A 16,158-nucleotide genomic window follows, 5' to 3' on the forward strand; every position below is an offset into this window, starting at 1 on the left:
TGAGGCGCCTAAGCTCGCACCGAACCCGAGCCTGGTGCGCAGCATGCCTCTCCCCAATCGCGTCAGCCCCGATGGCAGCCTCTTCGCCGATCCGGCGCGTGGCCTGTTTTATGGCAATCGCGGCGGGCGTTTCCATGACCCGCGGTCGTACGCCGTGCCGACGCGGCTTTATGCCAACCGCCAATGGCTCTGCTGCGTACTCTCCTTCAAGGGCCGCAGCCGGAAGGTCTGGGGGCAGGGCTATACCGAGCTGTTCTTCTGCGACGAGGTGACGGCGCTCGCCGCCGGCCATCGGCCCTGCATGGAATGCCGTCGCGCGGATGCGCTGCACTATCGCGCGGCATTGGTGAGCGGGCTCGGCTTGAGCGAAACGCCGCTCTTTCCGGCTATCGACCGCAGGCTCGATGCGGAGCGGCGCATCGGCCGTGTGAAGCGCCTGCACCAGCTGGAGGCAGGCGCATTACCCGATGGTGCAATGCTCGCGAGTGAAGCGGGATTTCTGGCTCTCCGAGGCGATGCCGGACTGCTCTGGTCACCGGCGGGCTATATCGCGCGCTGGCCTCGTCCAACTGGCGCGGTCTCTGTCTTGACGCCGCCTGCGACGCTGAGCGCGCTGATGAACGGCTATCAACCGAGCTGGCATCCCAGCGTCACTGCGTTCGCCTGAAACTGTGTCAGGCCGATTGCCAGTCTCCTGTCCCAAGGGCAACGTGCCGTGGCCGAGCCTGAACGGCTTGCCGATTTCAGCCTGCCAAGATCGGCCGGCTCTAGGCGCTGGGGAGATAGCGATGTTGTTGAACATGATCCGGGCTTTCACCGTGGCCGCTGTGATGGCCGCCATGCCGGCCCTGGCGGGTCAGCTCACCCTTACCGCGGCCGACCCCGTCGCGACCGTGACGATCCCCGAGGAATGGTCGGGCAAGACGATCGCGCGCGGGCTCGAGATCAAGACGCCCGACGAGGAGGTCTATCTCTGGTTCGAGCTGATCGCACCCGGCGAGATGGACAGCGTTCAAAAGGAGCATGACCGCTATTTCCAGAAGGAGGGCGTCACGGTCACCGGCGCGTCCGAGACCAAGAAGTCCGAGATCAACGGCCGAGCGTGGTCCTTTAGCGAACTCGCTGCAACCAACAAGGACGGCCCCTCGATCATCCGCTATGTCGCGATCAATCCGAATGTGGCGAGCGGCAAGATCATCCTGATGACCTATTGGGCCTCACCGGAAGGCGACAAGACCCATGACGCTGCCATGTCGAAGCTGATCGAGGGCATCAGCTTCAAATAGCGGACCCTTCCGAGGGCCTTTCCCGCGATTGAGGAACCTTTCGCGCCATGGGGGCGTTGCCCCAGCATGGTTTGTTCGAATGAGGTTTTTCAATGCGTTCGATTGCTTTGTGGCTCCTTGGGGTGCCGATTCCGCTGATCATCCTGCTCTGGTTCTTCATGCGCTGAGGCGCGAGACCGCTTCGCTTAACATTGGCAATGGCCGGGCCTCGTTCCGGCCATTGCCATGCCGGGCTGCTGACAGAGCCCGTCAGGCGCACATGCTTTCCCGGTTACGCGCGGCGCGCATGCCCGCAGCATCGCAACATGCCGTGATCTCGCTTATATGCCGCCCATGCAGCCGATCATTTCCGTTACCAACCTGTCGAAGACCTACAAATCGGGCTTCAGCGCGCTCAAGGGCGTCGACCTGTCGATCCGGCGCGGCGAGATCTTCGCGTTGCTCGGGCCCAACGGCGCCGGCAAGACCACGCTGATCAGCATCATCTGCGGGCTGGTCAACCCCAGCAGCGGGCAGGTGCTGGCCGACGGGCACGACATCGTCACCGATTATCGCGCCGCGCGCGCCAAGATCGGCCTCGTGCCGCAGGAGCTGACGACGGACGCTTTCGAGACCGTCTGGAGCACAGTCAACTTCAGCCGGGGCCTGTTCGGCAAGCGCAGGGATCCGGCTTTGGTCGAGCAGGTGCTGAAGGACCTCACGCTCTGGGACAAGCGCGACACGCAGATCCGGATGCTGTCAGGCGGGATGAAGCGGCGCGTGCTGATCGCCAAGGCGCTCGCGCATGAGCCGCAGATCCTGTTCTTGGACGAACCGACGGCGGGCGTCGATGTCGAGCTGCGCCAGGATATGTGGAAGCTCGTGCGCGGGCTCCAGGAGCGCGGCGTCACCATCATCCTGACGACGCATTACATCGAAGAGGCCGAGGAGATGGCCGACCGGATCGGCGTCATCAGCAAGGGCGAGATCATCCTCGTCGAGGAAAAAGCCGAGCTGATGCGCAAGCTCGGGCGCAAGCAATTGACCCTGTCCCTACAGGAGCCGCTGGCTGCCGTGCCGCCTGCGCTGGCGAGCTACGACCTGGCGCTGGAGGCTGAGGGCAACGAGCTCGTCTACACCTACGACACCAAGGCCGAGCGCACGGGAATCACAGCGCTGCTGCAGGACCTCAGCCAGGCGAGCATCCGCTTCAAGGACCTGCGCACCAGCCAGAGTTCGCTCGAAGACATCTTCGTCAGCCTGGTGAGGGACCGTCGATGACCGCGGCAATCGTCAACTGGCATGCCATCCGCGCGATCTATCTGTTCGAGATGGCGCGGACCTGGCGCACGCCGCTGCAGAGCATCGTCTCGCCGGTGATCTCGACCTCGCTCTATTTCATCGTCTTCGGTGGAGCGATCGGCTCGCATATGCCGGTGATCGGCGGCGTGCCTTACGGCGCCTTCATCGTGCCTGGGCTGATCATGCTCTCGCTGCTGACGCAGAGCATCGCCAACGCCTCTTTCGCGATCTATTTCCCGAAATTCACCGGCACGATCTACGAACTGCTCTCGGCCCCGGTCGCCTGGTGGGAAGCCGTGATCGCCTATGTCGGAGCAGCCGCGACGAAGTCGATCCTGCTCGGGCTGATCATCCTGCTGACGGCCTCTTTCTTCGTGCCCGAGATCAGGATTGAGCATCCGTTCTTCATGCTGCTTTTCCTGGCGCTGACTGCGACCACTTTCAGCCTGTTCGGCTTCATCATCGGCATCTGGGCCGATGGTTTCGAACGCTTGCAGGTGGTGCCGCTTCTGATCGTGACGCCGCTGACATTCCTCGGCGGCTCGTTCTATTCGATCGACATGCTGCCGGGCTTCTGGCGCACGGTCGCGCTGTTCAACCCGGTCGTCTACCTGATCAGCGGCTTCCGCTGGAGCTTCTATGGCGTTGCCGATGTCGGCCTCGGCGTCAGCCTGGGGATGACGCTGGTCTTCCTCGCGGCCTGTATCGCCGTCGTCGGCTGGATCTTCCGCACCGGCTATCGCCTGAAGAACTGAGGCCTCTCCAGCATCAGGCCGCCCGCACATCCCTGAAGAAGGTCTCGACCGCGCCGCGCAGATCCTGCGCCTCGCGAGCCAGCTTCTCGGCCGTGACCAGAACCTGGCTCGCCGAAGCCGTCGCCGATTCGGACGCCGCGGTGACATGCTCCATCTGGTTGGCGACGTTCGCCGTACTGCCGGCCGTGGCCTGGGCGCTATTGGCGATCTCGGAGGTCGCGATCCGCTGCTGGGCGGTGGCGCCGGCGATGGCGATGGTATGCTGCGCGACTTCGCTCATGACGGCCGCGATCGTCTCGATGCTGACGACAGCGTCCTGCGTCTCGCGCTCGAAGGCGCCGATCTGGGCCGCGATCTCATCCGTCGCCTGCGCGGTCCGGCTCGCCAGCAGCTTGACCTCTCCGGCCACGACGCTGAAGCCGCGTCCCGCTTCGCCGGCGCGGGCGGCCTCGATGGTGGCGTTGAGTGCGAGCAGATTGGTCTGGGCGGCGATGTCGCGGATCAGCCCGACCACCTTGGCGATGTTGCTCGCTGCCTGCGCCAAATTGGCGACATTGGTGCTCGCGGCTTCAGCGTCCTGCGCCGCGTTGGTAACGACGCTGTTGGCCTTGCCGACGCGCTCGGCGATTTCCGCGATCGAGGCCGAGAGCTCCTCTGAGGCCGCGGCGACGGCGCGGACGCTGTCGGAAGCATCGAGCGAGGCGCTGCGGGCGCCGCCGGCTTGTGCGGTTGCGTCCGTGGCGACCGTCGAGAGCGTGCGCGCCGTCGCCTCCATCTCACGGGAGCTGGCGCGCACCGTGTCGAGCACGGCTTCGATCCTGACGTCGAAATCGGCGATCAATTGCTCGCGCCTGGCTTGCCGGCCCGCTCTGGCGGCCTCGGAGGCGCGTGCATCGGCTTCGAGCGAACCTCGCGCCAGGGCATTATCGCGAAACACGACGACGGCGCGCGCCATGCTGCCGATCTCGTCGGGCCGCGCGGTCGAGGGAATGGTGTCGACGGGTTCGGACCAGGCCAGGCGCTGCATCGTCTTGGCGAGGAGGCGCAGCGGTTTTGCCACCCGCCAGCGCACGACGATGAGGGTGAGGGCAAGGCCAAGCGAGATGACGAGCGTACCGATCAGGATCTGGGTGCGGATGCTGCCCTTCTGGAGCTCGTTTAGTTTGCTGTCGATTGCGGCGCTGTCGGCGCCGCTGAGCGCCGCGAGGCGCTTGAGAGCGGCGTTCAAGGCCTGTCGATTGGCCCGGTTGCTTTCGTTGTTGGTGAGTTCGTTGACCGCGGCCGGGCCGGATGCGCGGCCCCGTCGCACGGCTTCCTCACGGAAGAGCACGAAGGCCTCGACCTGGACCGCGACCTCGCGGAAGGCGGCCTCGTCCTCCGGTTTCACCTGCTGGCGCCAGTCCGCGAGCAGTCGGCGGATATCGGCGAGCTCGGCTAGGAGGGGTTGCGCGAATTGCTCGGCGTCCTGCGCGTCGCGGCTCATGATGATGCCGCGCGTTTCCATGACGACGGCATTGACGAGACCGTTCATGCGTTCGGCCATCAGGACCCTGAGCGAGGCCGCCTGCATCTCGTCCGTCATCGCGGCATAGCGGCTGAGCGTTTGGACGCCGATGAAGATGGTGAGCGCCGCCGCCAGCGCCAGCAAGGCCACGCTTGCGAAAATCTGGTTGGCGATCTTGCGCAAGGCGACCATCCATAGGCGCTGTCTCCCGTTCATCGGGCCGGTGCGCAAAGCCTGACCCGGGAGCCTCACATAGTGACGAGGAATGATTAAGAGCCTCTAACAGAACCTGGAGGGGGCTCTAAGCCGACGTAATTGCCGGCCGCTTTGAGCCCGGCTGATTGACTTCCCCGGCCTCATCCTGTTCTCACACGGCCATGACCGACATTCAGACCATCGAGGCGGCCGCGACGACCGCCCCTCATGCGCGCCGGCGCACCTTCGCCATCATCTCGCATCCGGACGCGGGCAAGACCACGCTGACCGAAAAGCTGCTCTATTTCGGCGGCGCGATCCAACTCGCCGGCGAGGTGCGCGCCAAGGCCGGCCGCCGCCAGACCTCCTCCGATTGGATGAAGATCGAGCGCCAGCGCGGCATCTCGGTCGTGACCTCGGTGATGACGTTCGAATATGGCGGGCATGTCTTCAACCTGCTCGACACGCCGGGCCACGAGGACTTCTCCGAGGACACCTACCGCACCCTGACCGCGGTCGATTCCGCGGTGATGGTGATCGACGCGGCCAAGGGCATCGAGGCGCGCACCAAGAAGCTGTTCGAGGTCTGCCGGCTGCGCGACATCCCGATCGTCACCTTCATCAACAAGGTCGATCGCGAGACCCGCGACCTGTTCGATCTGATCGCAGAGATCGAGACCACTTTGGCGCTCGATGTCGCGCCGATGACCTGGCCGGTCGGGCGCGGGCGCGAATTCGTCGGCACCTATGATCTCAAGGCCAATACCTTCCGCCGCAACCAGAAGGGCGACGAGACCACGCAGGACCTGGCGGTCTCGGGTCCCGACGATCCGCTTTTCGACACCTTGCTGCCCAACGGCGCGGCCGAGATCTGGCGCGAAGAGGTCTTCCTCGCTGCAGAGGGGCTCAAGCCGTTCGATCTGGAGTCGTTCCGCGAGGGCCATCTGACGCCGGTCTATTTCGGCGCGGCGCTGCGCGACTACGGCGTGCGCGACCTGATCGATGCGCTGGGGGCCTATGCGCCGAGCCCGCGCGCGCAGATCGCCGACAAGCGCGCGATCGAGGCAGACGAGCCGAAGATGACCGGCTTCGTCTTCAAGATCCAGGCGAACATGGATCCCAACCACCGCGACCGCATCGCTTTCATGCGCGTCTGCTCGGGCAAGCTCTCACGTGGCATGAAGGCGAAGCTGGTGCGCACCGCCAAGCCGATGCCGCTGAACGCGCCGCAATTCTTCTTCGCCCGCGACCGTTCGATCGCGGAGGAAGCCTATGCCGGTGACATCGTCGGCCTGCCCAATCACGGCACCTTGCGCATCGGCGACACGCTGACCGAGGGCGAGGACATCGTCTTCAAGGGCGTGCCGAGCTTCGCGCCGGAAATCCTGCGCCGCGTCAAGCTGAAGGACGCGATGAAGGCCAAGAAGCTGCGCGAGGCGCTGCAGCAGATGGCCGAAGAAGGCGTCGTCCAGCTCTTCCTGCCGCATGATGGCGCGCCGGCGATCGTCGGCGTGGTCGGCGCATTGCAGCTCGACGTGCTCAAGGAGCGCATGGATGTCGAATATTCACTGCCGGTCGATTTCGAGCCCTGCCAGTTCTCGATCGCGCGCTGGGTCTCGTCCGACGACAAGGCGGCGCTGCAGAAATTCGTCGCGCTGAAGCCGTCCTCGATGGCCGACGATCTCGACGGAGACCCGGTCTTCATGGCCTCCAGCCAGTTCACCTTGAAATACGACGCCGAGCGCGCCCCGGAGGTGAGCTTTTCCGATGTGAAGGACTATCAGAAGGTGGCGAAGGGCTAGGTAGCAAACTCATAAATGAGGAGCTGCTTTCCTATTGCGGACATTCCGCGACTAGCCGTGCTCACGACGCCCGCTCCACAAATCCCAGCGGAATCGCGGTCGTTGACTTGAGCTCCTCCATAGCGAACATCGAGGTCACGTCGTTGAGATCGATCCGCGAGATCAGCTTCTTGTAGAGCGCGTCATAGGCGGCGATGTCCGACACACAGGCCTTGAGCAGATAGTCGATCTCGCCGCTCATCCGGTAGAAATCGACGATCTCGGGCAAATCGAGCACGGCGGCGTGGAAGCGCTCCAGCCATTCCATCGAGTGACGTGCCGTCTTGACCGCGATGAAGACGGTCACGCCGGCCTGGAGCTTGGCCCGGTCGAGCAACGCCACCCGCTTGCGGATATAGCCCGCCGCTTCCAGCTTCTGCACGCGCCGCCAGCATGGCGTCGACGACAACCCGACTGCTTCCGCGAGTTCCGCCAGCGGCAGGCTCGCATCCTCCTGCAGCCGCGCCAGGATGCGAAGGTCGAAGGCGTCCAACTTGGCCATGGAACTCCCAATGCGATACGGAATATAAAGATCGCCCGGAATCATACGAGCGCGATAATTTTCTAACTTTATCGCTAGACTTGGCAACGATTTTCACGAATCGCCGGTCTCGCCGCAAGTTTGCAAACCCGTTTCACGCCGCTCCGCTATCCTTGTCTGGAGATTGGTCGAGGGGATTCGCGGCATGCAGGGGTTTCTGAACGAGGAGCGGCGCGGCGCCGTCTTGCGCAGCCTGCGGACGGACGAAGGCACGCTCTCGCGCGACTATCTCGCCGCCGCCCGCACTGTCCTGCGCGAACTCGTCGCGATGCCCGATCTTGTCCAGCGCCTGCCGCTCGAACGCAAAGCCGGTGGCTACACCCGAAACCTGCTGGCCGGCAACGAAGCGGTCAGCGTCTGGGCGATCGTTTGGGCGCAAGGCGCGACCACCTGCATCCACGACCATCACTGCTCCTGCTGCTTTGGCGTCGTCGCCGGTACGATCACCGAGACTTGGTATCGCGCCATCGACGCGGCCCGTGCCGTGCCGACCGAGGAGCAGGAGCGCCAGGCTGGTTATGTCGGCTGCATGCTGCCCTCGGGTCCCAATATCCACCGCATGCGCAATCTCGGCGCTGGCGACGTCATCTCGATCCACATCTACGGCTTCGATCACGAGGCCCACGCCTCCTCAATCGAGACCGAATACACCGCCGTCGGCGGCTGAGCGCACCCGACGGCGAGCCTGGCAGTCGCGGCGTCTCAGCCGGCGCGATTGCCCGAGACCACCGCCAGCGCCGCAACGAAGCGGTCGAGATCGGCTTCCATGATGTAGGGAGCCGGCGAGATCCGGATGGTGTTGCCCTTGGCGACGCCGCCGCGCCGCACCGTCATCACCTTGTGCTGGTCGCGCAGCGCCGCGACGATCGCGTTCGTCTCGGCCGGCGAGCGCTTGCCGGTCAGCGCGAAGGAGGTGATGCCGGCGACCATGGTGGAATCGTCGGGCGTCTGGATCTCGACACCCTTCAGCTCGCGCGCCTTGTTGACCCAGTAATTGCGCAGGTGGCGATAGCGCGCCTCCTTGGCCTGGGGGTCGATCTCGCGATGCAAGGCCAGCGCGGTGGGGACGGTGAGCTGGGCGGCGAAGTTCGGCGTGCCGGTGTGGACGCGCGAGCGGACATCGTCGGCCTTGAAGTCCTCATCGGCCATATAGGGATCGATATCGGCCAGCCGGTCTCGGGCGATGTAGAGCATGCCGACGCCGAGCGGCGCGCCGATCCATTTATGCAGGTTGAAGCCGATGAAATCGATGCCGAGATCCTTGGCCTGGAAGTCGATCTGGCCCCAGCTATGGGCGGCGTCGAGGATGACGTCGACGCCACGCGCCTTGGCCATGGCGGCGAGTTCCTTGACCGGCATCATCAGCCCGGTGCGGTGGCTGATATGGGTCAGCAGGAGCAGCCTGGTCTTCGGATTGGCCTTCAGCGCGGCGTCATAGGCGTCGAGCACGGCCTGACGGGTGGCGGGCTCGGGGATGTCGAATTTGGCGACCGCGACCCCGCGCCGGTCCTTCAGCCAGTTCATGGCGTATTGCATCGAATCATAGTCGAGATCGGCATAAAGCACGGTGTCGCCGGGTTTCAGCTTGTTGTAGCCCGAGATCAGCGCCTGGAGCGCTTCGGTCGCGCCGCGCGTCAGAGCGATTTCGTCCCGCGCGACGCCCAGGAAGGCGGAGAGCGGCGCGCGGACATCGTCGAGATCCTGCCCGATCTTGGTGCGGGCATAGACCGTGTTCTCGAAATTCACGAAGTCGGTCAGGCGTTTGTACTCGGTCTTCACCGGCTCGGCCATGATGCCCCAATAGCCGTTCTCGAGGTTCACCATGTCGGGGGTGACGCTGTAGAGGCCGCGCACCGCGCTCCAGTAGCCGGCGTCGCTGCCGAGATCGCTTGCGGGAAGTGCCGGCAGGTTGCGAGCGGTGGCCGGCAGGGCCAGGGCTGCGGCCCCCAGGCTCAGCAAGAGCGCGCGGCGGCTGGTTTCAAGCTTCTGGCCCGACATGGTCGATCTCCTTGCGATGTTCGGGCTGGGCTAGCGCTGTCCTGTTTCAGGCCTGTGACGGTGCTCCGAGGTCTGGCGCGGGCCCCGCCGCCACATGGGCGTGTGCCCGACATGCAACAGCGAGGTTCGATCGGCTGTAGGCGCGGCTTGATTTTGATCCGGATCAATTCCCGCAGGAGCGATTTGGCGCTGATGGGTCATGTGCCTGGCGACGAACTCCTTGCGATCGCGGGCCGTCTCGCCTGGGGGCCCGTCATGAAGTCTGTCGTGTTACGCACTTGCCTGTCTGCATTCCTGCTTGGCTCCAGCGCGATCTGTGGCGTTCAAGCCTCCGATCTGCCGTCCGCCAAGAGCGCACCGCTGGCTCCGACTATGACGATGTGGAACCCCTGGATGATCCGCGGGCGGGCTCTTGTGGTCATGCCGCAGGAAAGCGCAAAGCTCAGCATCGGCGGCGTCAGGGTGCCCGGAGCCGATGTCAGCATCTCGACTTCGGTCGTGCCGGAACTCGACATCAGCTATTTCTTCACGAAGAACATCGCCGTCGAGCTGGTCCTCGGCGTCACCCCACATAATGTGAAGGGCGCCGGTGCGCTTGCGGGGGCTCGCATCGGTTCGGCCTGGCTGCTGCCGCCGACGCTGATGCTGCAGTATCATTTCACTGATTTCGGCGCGTTCAAACCTTATGTCGGCGTCGGCGTGAACTACACCGTGTTCTTCAACGAGAAGGCCAAAGGCGGCTTCACCAGCTTTAACCTGCAAGACACGTTCGGCCTCGCCCTGCAGGGCGGTATCGACATCATGCTGGACCAGCATTGGGGTCTGAATCTCGACGTGAAGAAGATCTTCCTCGAGCCGAAGGTCAAGGTGAATGCCGGTCTCGTGACCGGCAAGGTCAAGATCGATCCCTGGCTGTTCGGCGCCGGCATCACCTACAAGTTCTGACTCTGCGGGGAGGGCAGGTTATCCCTGCCCCCCTGTTCACATGACGACATTGGCTCCCTTGTCCGTAGGGGAGCCAATATCGTCGATGAGATAGGTACACGCGAAGTGGTTGCCGCAGCGGCGACATCGACCGGCCGGCTGGCCGCGAAACAGCAGTGCCTCGCGCCTTCGGGGAAGATCCGCGATCAAGAACGAGGCGTCGTGCTCAGCCGTGCCCGGCCTTCAGGGCCTGATCGATATCGGCGTAGAGGTCCTCGACATCCTCGATGCCGGTCGACAATCTGAGCAGGTCGGTGGGGCAGGGCGAGCCCGCGCCCTCGATCGAGGCGCGATGCTCGATCAGGCTCTCGACGCCGCCGAGCGAGGTGGCGCGCTTGTAGAGCTCGACATGCGCCGCAGCCTTGATCGCCGCAGCCTCGCCGCCCGTCACCTGCACCGAGAGCATGAAGCCGAAGCCGCCTTCCATCTGGCGGGCGGCGATGTCGTGGCCGGGGTGCTGCGGCAGGCCGGGATAGAGCACGCGGGCCACGAGCGGATGGGCTGAGAGCCTTTGCGCCAGTGCCATGGCGGAAGCGCTCTGGCGCTCCTGCCGAACATGCAGCGTGCGCAGGCCGCGCATCAGCAGATAGGCCTCGAAGGGGCCCAGAATCCCGCCTTGCCCCTTGCGTACGGTCTTGATGCGATTCCAGAATTCGTCATCCTGTCGGGCGCAGAGCGCACCGGCCACGACGTCGGAATGGCCGTTCAGCACCTTGGTGGCGGCATGCATGACGATGTCGGCGCCTAGCGTCAGCGGCCGCGTATGCACCGGCGAGGCGCAAGTCGAATCGACCGCGAGCTTGGCGCCGGCCTTGCGCGCGATCTCGGCCACGCCGGCAATGTCGGTAATGGTCCAGAGCGGGTTCGAGGGCGTCTCGGCCCAGATCAGCTTGGTGACGCCGGGCTTCACGGCCGCCTGCAGGGCGGCGAGATCGTCCGTCTCGACGAAGTCGATGACCAGCCCCCAGCGCGTCGCCTCGGTCTGCAGCCAGGCGCGCAGCGCCCAGTACATCACCTTGGAGGCGATGACATGATCGCCCGGCGAGAGTGCCTGGAAGACGGCAGTTGCCGCCGCCATGCCGGAGCCGAACAGCAGCGCGCCGGCCTTGGCTTCCTCCAGCATGGCGAGCACGCTCTCGGCCTCGCGGATCGTCTCGTTGTCGGGGCGACCATAGACGAAGCCCGAGGAATAAGCGTTGTCCTCGTCGCGGATATAGGTCGTGGCGATATGGATCGGGGTGACCACGCCCTTGGTCAGCGGGTCGATCTTGCCCATGGCCTGCGCGGCGAGAGAGCGGGGATGGAGCGAGCGCTTGGACATGAGGCGATCCCGAATGGTTCCATGAGTGACGAGAATGGCCATCTGGAGCAGGGCAGGCAGGTGACGCAAGTGCGCGGCCTTGCCGGGGCTGCGCGCCTGCCCCATCTCGTACGCATGAGCGCCCCATCCGCACCCCGCACCCACACCTCCGGCCCGTTCTGGCGCAATGCGCTGATCGCGATCGTCCCTGTCGTCCTCGCCTCGATTGTCGGCAGCGCAGTGACCGTGCCGCAGATCCCCGGTTGGTATGCGGGCCTCGCTAAACCGGTCTTCAATCCACCGAACTGGATGTTCGGGCCGGTCTGGACCCTGCTCTTTGCGATGATGGCCTATGCCGTCTATCGCATCCTGCGTCTGCCGGCGGTGACGCCGGGCAAGGCGCGGGCGCTCGCCGTCTATCATGCCCAGCTCGCGCTGAACCTGCTGTGGTCCTGCGTTTTCTTTGGGCTCAATAGCCCGGTCGGCGGAATTCTGGTGATCCTGCCACTGCTGGCGCTGATCCTGACGACGATCGCGCAATTCCGGCCGCTCGACCGATTTTCGGCCGATCTGCTCTGGCCCTATGCGGCCTGGGTTTCGTTCGCGACGCTGCTCAACGTCTCGATCTGGTGGCTAAACAAATAGGTTTTAGCCGATCGAGCGCTCGATGACCTTCATCACGGTCGCGCGCAGATCGGCGATGGTGAACGGCTTTACCATGACCTCGGAGATAATCGCCTCCAGGCTCTTCGCCCGCTCGCGCTGCTCGGCATACCCCGTCATCAGCATGATGGTCAGTTCGGGGAATTCCTGCTTCGCGGCGAGGGCAAGCGCGATCCCGTCCATCAGCGGCATGCGGATATCGGTGAGCAGCAGGTCGAAGCGGCCCTTCTCGGCGATCAGGATATCGAGCGCCTCGGCGCCGTCTGCCGCCATCAGGCAGGTGTGCCCATCCATGGTGAGGCCGCGCGCCACGAGCGTGCGCAGGGGTTCCTCGTCATCGACGACCAGAATTCTCGACATCGTTCAGATCCCGGGCAGGCCAGCCTGATCGGCCGTCTCGATGACGCCGACATAGGGCAATTGCCGATAGGCGTGAGCAACGTCCATGCCATAGCCGACGACGAAATAGTCCGGGCATTCGAAGCCGATATAATCCGCCTTGATGTTGACGGCGCGCTTGCCCGGCTTTTCCAGCAATACGGCGCTCGAGACCTTGGCGGCTCCGCGCGCCGACAACAGATCCTTGGCGAAGGCGAGCGTGCGCCCGGATTCAAGAATATCGTCGACCAGCAGCACCTCGCGGCCGCGCACGTCGCTTTGAACGTCGCGCAGGATCTCGACCTGGCCGGACGAGATCGCGGCGTTGCGATAGCTGGAGAGATGCACGAATTCGACCTGCGGGGTCATGCCGGCGCGATGCATGGCACGGATCAGGTCGGCGACGAACATGAAGCTGCCCTTCAGCACCGCCACCACGAGCAGATCCGGCGGCGAGTTCGCCGCGATCATCCGCGCCATTTCCTCATTGCGATGCGCGATCTCGCCTTCATCGTAGAGCACCCTGATGCGCCGGGCTTCAGTCATCGTCTCGTCGTCCTTTCGCGGCTGGCCGGGAACCGGCCAGCCTTTCGGCGCAGAATGTCGCGCGCTTGGTCTTTCAGGCAGGTTTATAGCATCCACCTGGATCGGCCAGAGGCTCTATTCGCCTGGCGAACTGCATAAGAAAAGTGGGCGCCGGTTTTTCGCAAGAGCAGTGCTTTCAGGAGCAGTGCTTTAATGCGCGTTGGCGAGGCCTGTCGCCTTGGCTGAGGTGAAGCGCACCAGTACGGATTTCCCGGTCTCGGGCGGGGAGGCGAGCCTGGCGCGGAAGCGGACGAGTTCGGCGGGCTCCAGGTTCGGCCGCGGCGGCTCCGTCGTCCATGTGTAGAGCGTCTGGCCGGCGGCATCCTTGACCGCGACCTCGATCGGCGGCATCGGCGCTCTGCCTTTGCTGATATTGGTCACGTCGCCCTCGACGACGAGGAAGCGATTCTGCCCGTCTTCGACCAGCCCGCTTTCGACGGCGCTCAAGCTGAGGCCGCGGACATTGATGGGAAGGCCGAGCTTCTCGAAGACGATGGCGAGCTGCGGCGCGCCGCGCAGGGCGAGATTGCGTTGCCAGACGAGGAGGCCGAGCAGCGCTGCGCCGCCAAGGCCGAGCGCGACGAAGGCCGCAGCGTGGCGCGGGCGGAGTTGGCCGGTCTCGGCATCCTTCGCCGGGGAGCGCTTGCCTTTGCCGCGCTTGCGCGATTGCGCTGGGATGGCCTCGGCCGTGTCCGTGGGTTCGGAGGCGACGGCGCTGATCTGCGCGTCGATTTCGCTTGCGCGCTCGAGCTCCTCGTTCAGGAGGGCCTGCGTCTCCACAGCGCTGGGAGGCTCCGGAAAATCCTGCGCCGGGTCGACATGCCACAAGGTCTGGCAGGAGGCGCAGCGGACCTTGCGTCCCGTCGGGCCGAGCTTGGCCGCGTCGAGCTCATACCGGCTGGAGCAGGATGGACAGACGATCAGCATGGGCTTGCCAGGCTCGGCTCCTTGCCTCGGTTGAACAATCGTGGCCGGCGTCGCCAGGGAGCCTTCACCCTGCGTCATCGCGGTTCAAGCTCCGTTGCCCGCGATTGCGGGCCACCCTCTCCATTGGGCTGATTTATGGTTAACGCCTCGTGAAGAACCTGTGCGCCAAGGTGCCTGTCGCTCACGTCGCATTCCGGGGCGGCGCGCTTGAGGTGTAGGATCGCAAGCGAGATTCGCAATGCGGCTCGAAGGGATGGCGGTTTGGTTCGGTTCGAGAATGTCGGCCTGCGATATGGCATGGGCCCGGAGGTGCTGAAGGACATCAACTTCAGCATCGCGCCGCGTTCGTTCCAGTATCTCACCGGCCCTTCGGGCGCCGGCAAGACCACGCTGATCCGTCTCGTCCTGATGGCGCTGAAGCCGACGCGGGGGCTGGTCAACCTGTTCGGGCAGGACGTCTCGCGCCTGGACGCGACGACGCTGACCGGTTTTCGCCGCCGCATGGGCGTGGTGTTCCAGGATTTCCGCCTGCTCGATCATCTCACGCTTTATGAGAATGTGGCGTTGCCCCTGCGGGTGCTTGGCAAGGAAGAGACGAGCTACCGCGCCGAGGTCGTCGAACTGCTCCGCTGGGTTGGGCTGGGCGAGCGCATGCATGCGGTGCCGCCGGTCCTGTCGGGCGGCGAGAAGCAGCGCGCTGCGATCGCTCGCGCGCTGATCAGCCGGCCTGAATTGCTGCTGGCCGACGAGCCCACGGGCAATGTTGATCCCGGCCTGGGCCGGCGCCTGCTCCGGCTGTTCATGGAATTGCAGTCGCTGGGCACGGCGGTGGTGATCGCGACGCATGATCTTGCGCTGATGGAGCTCTACGACGCGCCGCGTCTTGTCCTCGTCGACGGGCATCTGCATGTCGATGCATGAAGCCGACAGCGATGAAGCCGAGCATGAGGGGCTAGCCTTGCCGCCGAACCTGCGGCGTGACCAACCTCTGGTGCCGCTCGATTCGGTGGCGGGGCGGGCGCTGATGGCGGTCATCGCTATCCTCACCTTCCTGGCGGCGTTGAGCGCCGGCGCCGCCGTGCTGGCGGCGCGCGCCTCGGAGCAATGGCGCGGCGCGGTAGCCAATGAGATGACGATCCAGATCAGGCCGGATTCGCGCCGCGACATGGAGGCTGATCTTTCGCGTGCGGTGGCGATGGCGGCGGGCGTCGCCAGCATCGAGACGGTTCGCGTGGTGCCGAAGGCGGAATCGGACAAGCTGCTCGAGCCCTGGCTCGGCACGGGGCTCGATCTCGTCGAATTGCCGGTGCCCCGATTGATCGTGATCAAGCTGAGATCGAATGTCGGGCCGGATCTCTCGGCTTTCAGCGCTGCTTTGCGCCACGAGGTCCCGAGCGCGATCCTCGACGATCACCGCCTCTGGGTGCGCCGGCTTTCGACCATGGCGAGCACCATCATCCTGTCGGGTGCCGCCGTCGTGCTGCTGGTGCTGACGGCGGCTGCGCTCGCCGTCGCCTTCGCCACGCGCGGTGCCATGGCCGGCAGCCGCGACAGCGTCGAGGTGCTGCATCTCGTGGGAGCCGACGACGCCTTCATCGCGCGTGAATTCCAGAGCCGCTTCGTCAGGCTGGGCCTGAGGGGCGGCGCGATCGGTGGAGCGGGCGCGATTGTCGTGATCGCCCTGCTCGGTTTCGTGGCATCGCGCTTGGGCGCGGCGCCCGAGGCAGAACAATTGCAGGCTTTATTCGGGGCTTTCGAGATCGGCTGGTCGGGTTATGTCGCGGTGATCATGGTGGCCGCGGTGGTGGCGGCGATCGCGGGGCTCGTCTCACGCTTCACGGTGCGACATTATTTACGCGCGTTAGCTTAAAAACGCTTAACCCTTGTGGCGACAGGAATGCCGAACCTGCCGCCGTTATG

17 protein-coding genes are annotated in these 16,158 nt (G+C 64.8%); 10 read left to right on the top strand and 7 right to left on the bottom strand.

Features of this window, described 5'->3' with window-relative positions; genetic code table 11:
• Positions 1-43 precede the first annotated feature (43 nt).
• The 4 genes from ACSQ3P_RS19400 (at position 44) to ACSQ3P_RS19415 (ending at position 3,322) form a co-directional block, all read left to right on the top strand.
• Positions 44-667, top strand: coding sequence for a hypothetical protein (locus ACSQ3P_RS19400; protein WP_436167126.1), 624 nt, complete (start codon positions 44-46; stop codon positions 665-667).
• 121 nt (positions 668-788) lie between these two features.
• Complete coding sequence (locus ACSQ3P_RS19405; protein ID WP_436167127.1) at positions 789-1,286, top strand: hypothetical protein; 498 nt, start codon at positions 789-791, stop codon at positions 1,284-1,286.
• 333 nt (positions 1,287-1,619) lie between these two features.
• Entirely contained in the window at positions 1,620-2,546 is a 927-nt protein-coding gene (locus tag ACSQ3P_RS19410) for an ABC transporter ATP-binding protein (RefSeq protein WP_436167128.1), read from the top strand.
• On the top strand, positions 2,543-3,322 hold the full coding sequence (locus ACSQ3P_RS19415) for an ABC transporter permease (RefSeq protein WP_436167129.1): 780 nt from the start codon (positions 2,543-2,545) through the stop codon (positions 3,320-3,322). Before ACSQ3P_RS19410 ends, ACSQ3P_RS19415 begins: the two co-directional genes overlap by 4 nt.
• A 13-nt stretch (positions 3,323-3,335) precedes the next feature.
• Here the strand turns inward: ACSQ3P_RS19415 and ACSQ3P_RS19420 are convergent, their stop codons facing one another.
• Entirely contained in the window at positions 3,336-5,018 is a 1,683-nt protein-coding gene (locus ACSQ3P_RS19420; RefSeq protein WP_436167130.1) for a methyl-accepting chemotaxis protein, read from the bottom strand.
• 185 nt (positions 5,019-5,203) lie between these two features.
• Between ACSQ3P_RS19420 and ACSQ3P_RS19425 the strand changes: the two genes are divergently transcribed.
• The gene (locus ACSQ3P_RS19425; protein ID WP_436167131.1) at positions 5,204-6,823 is read left to right on the top strand and encodes a peptide chain release factor 3; all 1,620 of its coding nucleotides are present in this window, start codon (positions 5,204-5,206) and stop codon (positions 6,821-6,823) included.
• Between the two features lie 61 nt (positions 6,824-6,884).
• On the opposite strand, the gene ACSQ3P_RS19430 is transcribed toward ACSQ3P_RS19425, so the two are convergent.
• A complete protein-coding gene (locus tag ACSQ3P_RS19430) occupies positions 6,885-7,355 on the bottom strand; it encodes an Lrp/AsnC family transcriptional regulator (protein ID WP_436167192.1) in 471 nt (156 codons plus the stop codon).
• 193 nt (positions 7,356-7,548) lie between these two features.
• Between ACSQ3P_RS19430 and ACSQ3P_RS19435 the strand changes: the two genes are divergently transcribed.
• Positions 7,549-8,070 (top strand): cysteine dioxygenase, encoded by a 522-nt coding sequence (locus ACSQ3P_RS19435; protein ID WP_436167132.1) that lies wholly within the window; start codon positions 7,549-7,551, stop codon positions 8,068-8,070.
• 35 nt (positions 8,071-8,105) lie between these two features.
• Here the strand turns inward: ACSQ3P_RS19435 and ACSQ3P_RS19440 are convergent, their stop codons facing one another.
• Positions 8,106-9,401, bottom strand: coding sequence for an aminotransferase class V-fold PLP-dependent enzyme (locus tag ACSQ3P_RS19440; protein WP_436167133.1), 1,296 nt, complete (start codon positions 9,399-9,401; stop codon positions 8,106-8,108).
• Between the two features lie 255 nt (positions 9,402-9,656).
• Between ACSQ3P_RS19440 and ACSQ3P_RS19445 the strand changes: the two genes are divergently transcribed.
• On the top strand, positions 9,657-10,346 hold the full coding sequence (locus tag ACSQ3P_RS19445) for an OmpW/AlkL family protein (RefSeq protein ID WP_436167193.1): 690 nt from the start codon (positions 9,657-9,659) through the stop codon (positions 10,344-10,346).
• 205 nt (positions 10,347-10,551) lie between these two features.
• Here the strand turns inward: ACSQ3P_RS19445 and ACSQ3P_RS19450 are convergent, their stop codons facing one another.
• Positions 10,552-11,706: a trans-sulfuration enzyme family protein gene (locus tag ACSQ3P_RS19450; RefSeq protein ID WP_436167134.1), complete on the bottom strand. Its 1,155-nt coding sequence runs from the start codon at positions 11,704-11,706 to the stop codon at positions 10,552-10,554.
• A 21-nt stretch (positions 11,707-11,727) separates the two neighbouring features.
• Here ACSQ3P_RS19450 and ACSQ3P_RS19455 point away from each other — a divergent pair, with 21 nt between their 5' ends.
• Positions 11,728-12,330 carry a TspO/MBR family protein gene (locus ACSQ3P_RS19455; RefSeq protein ID WP_436167135.1) on the top strand — a complete coding sequence of 201 codons (603 nt, stop codon included), beginning with the start codon at positions 11,728-11,730 and terminating at the stop codon, positions 12,328-12,330.
• Positions 12,331-12,333: 3 nt separating this feature from the next.
• On the opposite strand, the gene ACSQ3P_RS19460 is transcribed toward ACSQ3P_RS19455, so the two are convergent.
• The 3 genes from ACSQ3P_RS19460 to ACSQ3P_RS19470 form a co-directional block, all read right to left on the bottom strand.
• Entirely contained in the window at positions 12,334-12,708 is a 375-nt protein-coding gene (locus ACSQ3P_RS19460; RefSeq protein WP_069688669.1) for a response regulator, read from the bottom strand.
• A 3-nt stretch (positions 12,709-12,711) separates the two neighbouring features.
• Positions 12,712-13,272 carry a hypoxanthine phosphoribosyltransferase gene (gene hpt / locus ACSQ3P_RS19465; RefSeq protein ID WP_436167136.1) on the bottom strand — a complete coding sequence of 187 codons (561 nt, stop codon included), beginning with the start codon at positions 13,270-13,272 and terminating at the stop codon, positions 12,712-12,714.
• 189 nt (positions 13,273-13,461) lie between these two features.
• On the bottom strand, positions 13,462-14,316 hold the full coding sequence (locus tag ACSQ3P_RS19470; protein ID WP_436167137.1) for a zinc-ribbon domain-containing protein: 855 nt from the start codon (positions 14,314-14,316) through the stop codon (positions 13,462-13,464).
• Positions 14,317-14,535: 219 nt separating this feature from the next.
• Here ACSQ3P_RS19470 and ACSQ3P_RS19475 point away from each other — a divergent pair, with 219 nt between their 5' ends.
• Complete coding sequence (locus ACSQ3P_RS19475; protein WP_244546561.1) at positions 14,536-15,159, top strand: cell division ATP-binding protein FtsE; 624 nt, start codon at positions 14,536-14,538, stop codon at positions 15,157-15,159.
• Positions 15,146-16,108, top strand: coding sequence for a cell division protein FtsX (locus ACSQ3P_RS19480; RefSeq protein ID WP_436167138.1), 963 nt, complete (start codon positions 15,146-15,148; stop codon positions 16,106-16,108). Before ACSQ3P_RS19475 ends, ACSQ3P_RS19480 begins: the two co-directional genes overlap by 14 nt.
• Positions 16,109-16,158: the final 50 nt, after the last annotated feature.

The organism is Allobosea sp. LjRoot9 (genome assembly GCF_964252745.1).
Taxonomy (GTDB): Bacteria; Pseudomonadota; Alphaproteobacteria; order Rhizobiales; family Beijerinckiaceae; genus Allobosea.

Excerpts from the sequence above, each read along its gene's own strand:
- ACSQ3P_RS19400 (WP_436167126.1), top strand. The coding sequence starts at position 44 with ATGCCTCTCCCCAATCGCGTCAGCCCCGATGGCAGCCTCTTCGCCGAT.
- ACSQ3P_RS19405 (WP_436167127.1), top strand. The coding sequence starts at position 789 with ATGTTGTTGAACATGATCCGGGCTTTCACCGTGGCCGCTGTGATGGCC.
- ACSQ3P_RS19410 (WP_436167128.1), top strand. The coding sequence starts at position 1,620 with ATGCAGCCGATCATTTCCGTTACCAACCTGTCGAAGACCTACAAATCG.
- ACSQ3P_RS19415 (WP_436167129.1), top strand. The coding sequence starts at position 2,543 with ATGACCGCGGCAATCGTCAACTGGCATGCCATCCGCGCGATCTATCTG.
- ACSQ3P_RS19420 (WP_436167130.1), bottom strand. The coding sequence starts at position 5,018 with ATGGTCGCCTTGCGCAAGATCGCCAACCAGATTTTCGCAAGCGTGGCC.
- ACSQ3P_RS19425 (WP_436167131.1), top strand. The coding sequence starts at position 5,204 with ATGACCGACATTCAGACCATCGAGGCGGCCGCGACGACCGCCCCTCAT.
- ACSQ3P_RS19435 (WP_436167132.1), top strand. The coding sequence starts at position 7,549 with ATGCAGGGGTTTCTGAACGAGGAGCGGCGCGGCGCCGTCTTGCGCAGC.
- ACSQ3P_RS19440 (WP_436167133.1), bottom strand. The coding sequence starts at position 9,401 with ATGTCGGGCCAGAAGCTTGAAACCAGCCGCCGCGCGCTCTTGCTGAGC.
- ACSQ3P_RS19445 (WP_436167193.1), top strand. The coding sequence starts at position 9,657 with ATGAAGTCTGTCGTGTTACGCACTTGCCTGTCTGCATTCCTGCTTGGC.
- ACSQ3P_RS19450 (WP_436167134.1), bottom strand. The coding sequence starts at position 11,706 with ATGTCCAAGCGCTCGCTCCATCCCCGCTCTCTCGCCGCGCAGGCCATG.
- ACSQ3P_RS19455 (WP_436167135.1), top strand. The coding sequence starts at position 11,728 with ATGAGTGACGAGAATGGCCATCTGGAGCAGGGCAGGCAGGTGACGCAA.
- ACSQ3P_RS19460 (WP_069688669.1), bottom strand. The coding sequence starts at position 12,708 with ATGTCGAGAATTCTGGTCGTCGATGACGAGGAACCCCTGCGCACGCTC.
- hpt (WP_436167136.1), bottom strand. The coding sequence starts at position 13,272 with ATGACTGAAGCCCGGCGCATCAGGGTGCTCTACGATGAAGGCGAGATC.
- ACSQ3P_RS19470 (WP_436167137.1), bottom strand. The coding sequence starts at position 14,316 with ATGACGCAGGGTGAAGGCTCCCTGGCGACGCCGGCCACGATTGTTCAA.
- ACSQ3P_RS19475 (WP_244546561.1), top strand. The coding sequence starts at position 14,536 with ATGGGCCCGGAGGTGCTGAAGGACATCAACTTCAGCATCGCGCCGCGT.
- ACSQ3P_RS19480 (WP_436167138.1), top strand. The coding sequence starts at position 15,146 with ATGTCGATGCATGAAGCCGACAGCGATGAAGCCGAGCATGAGGGGCTA.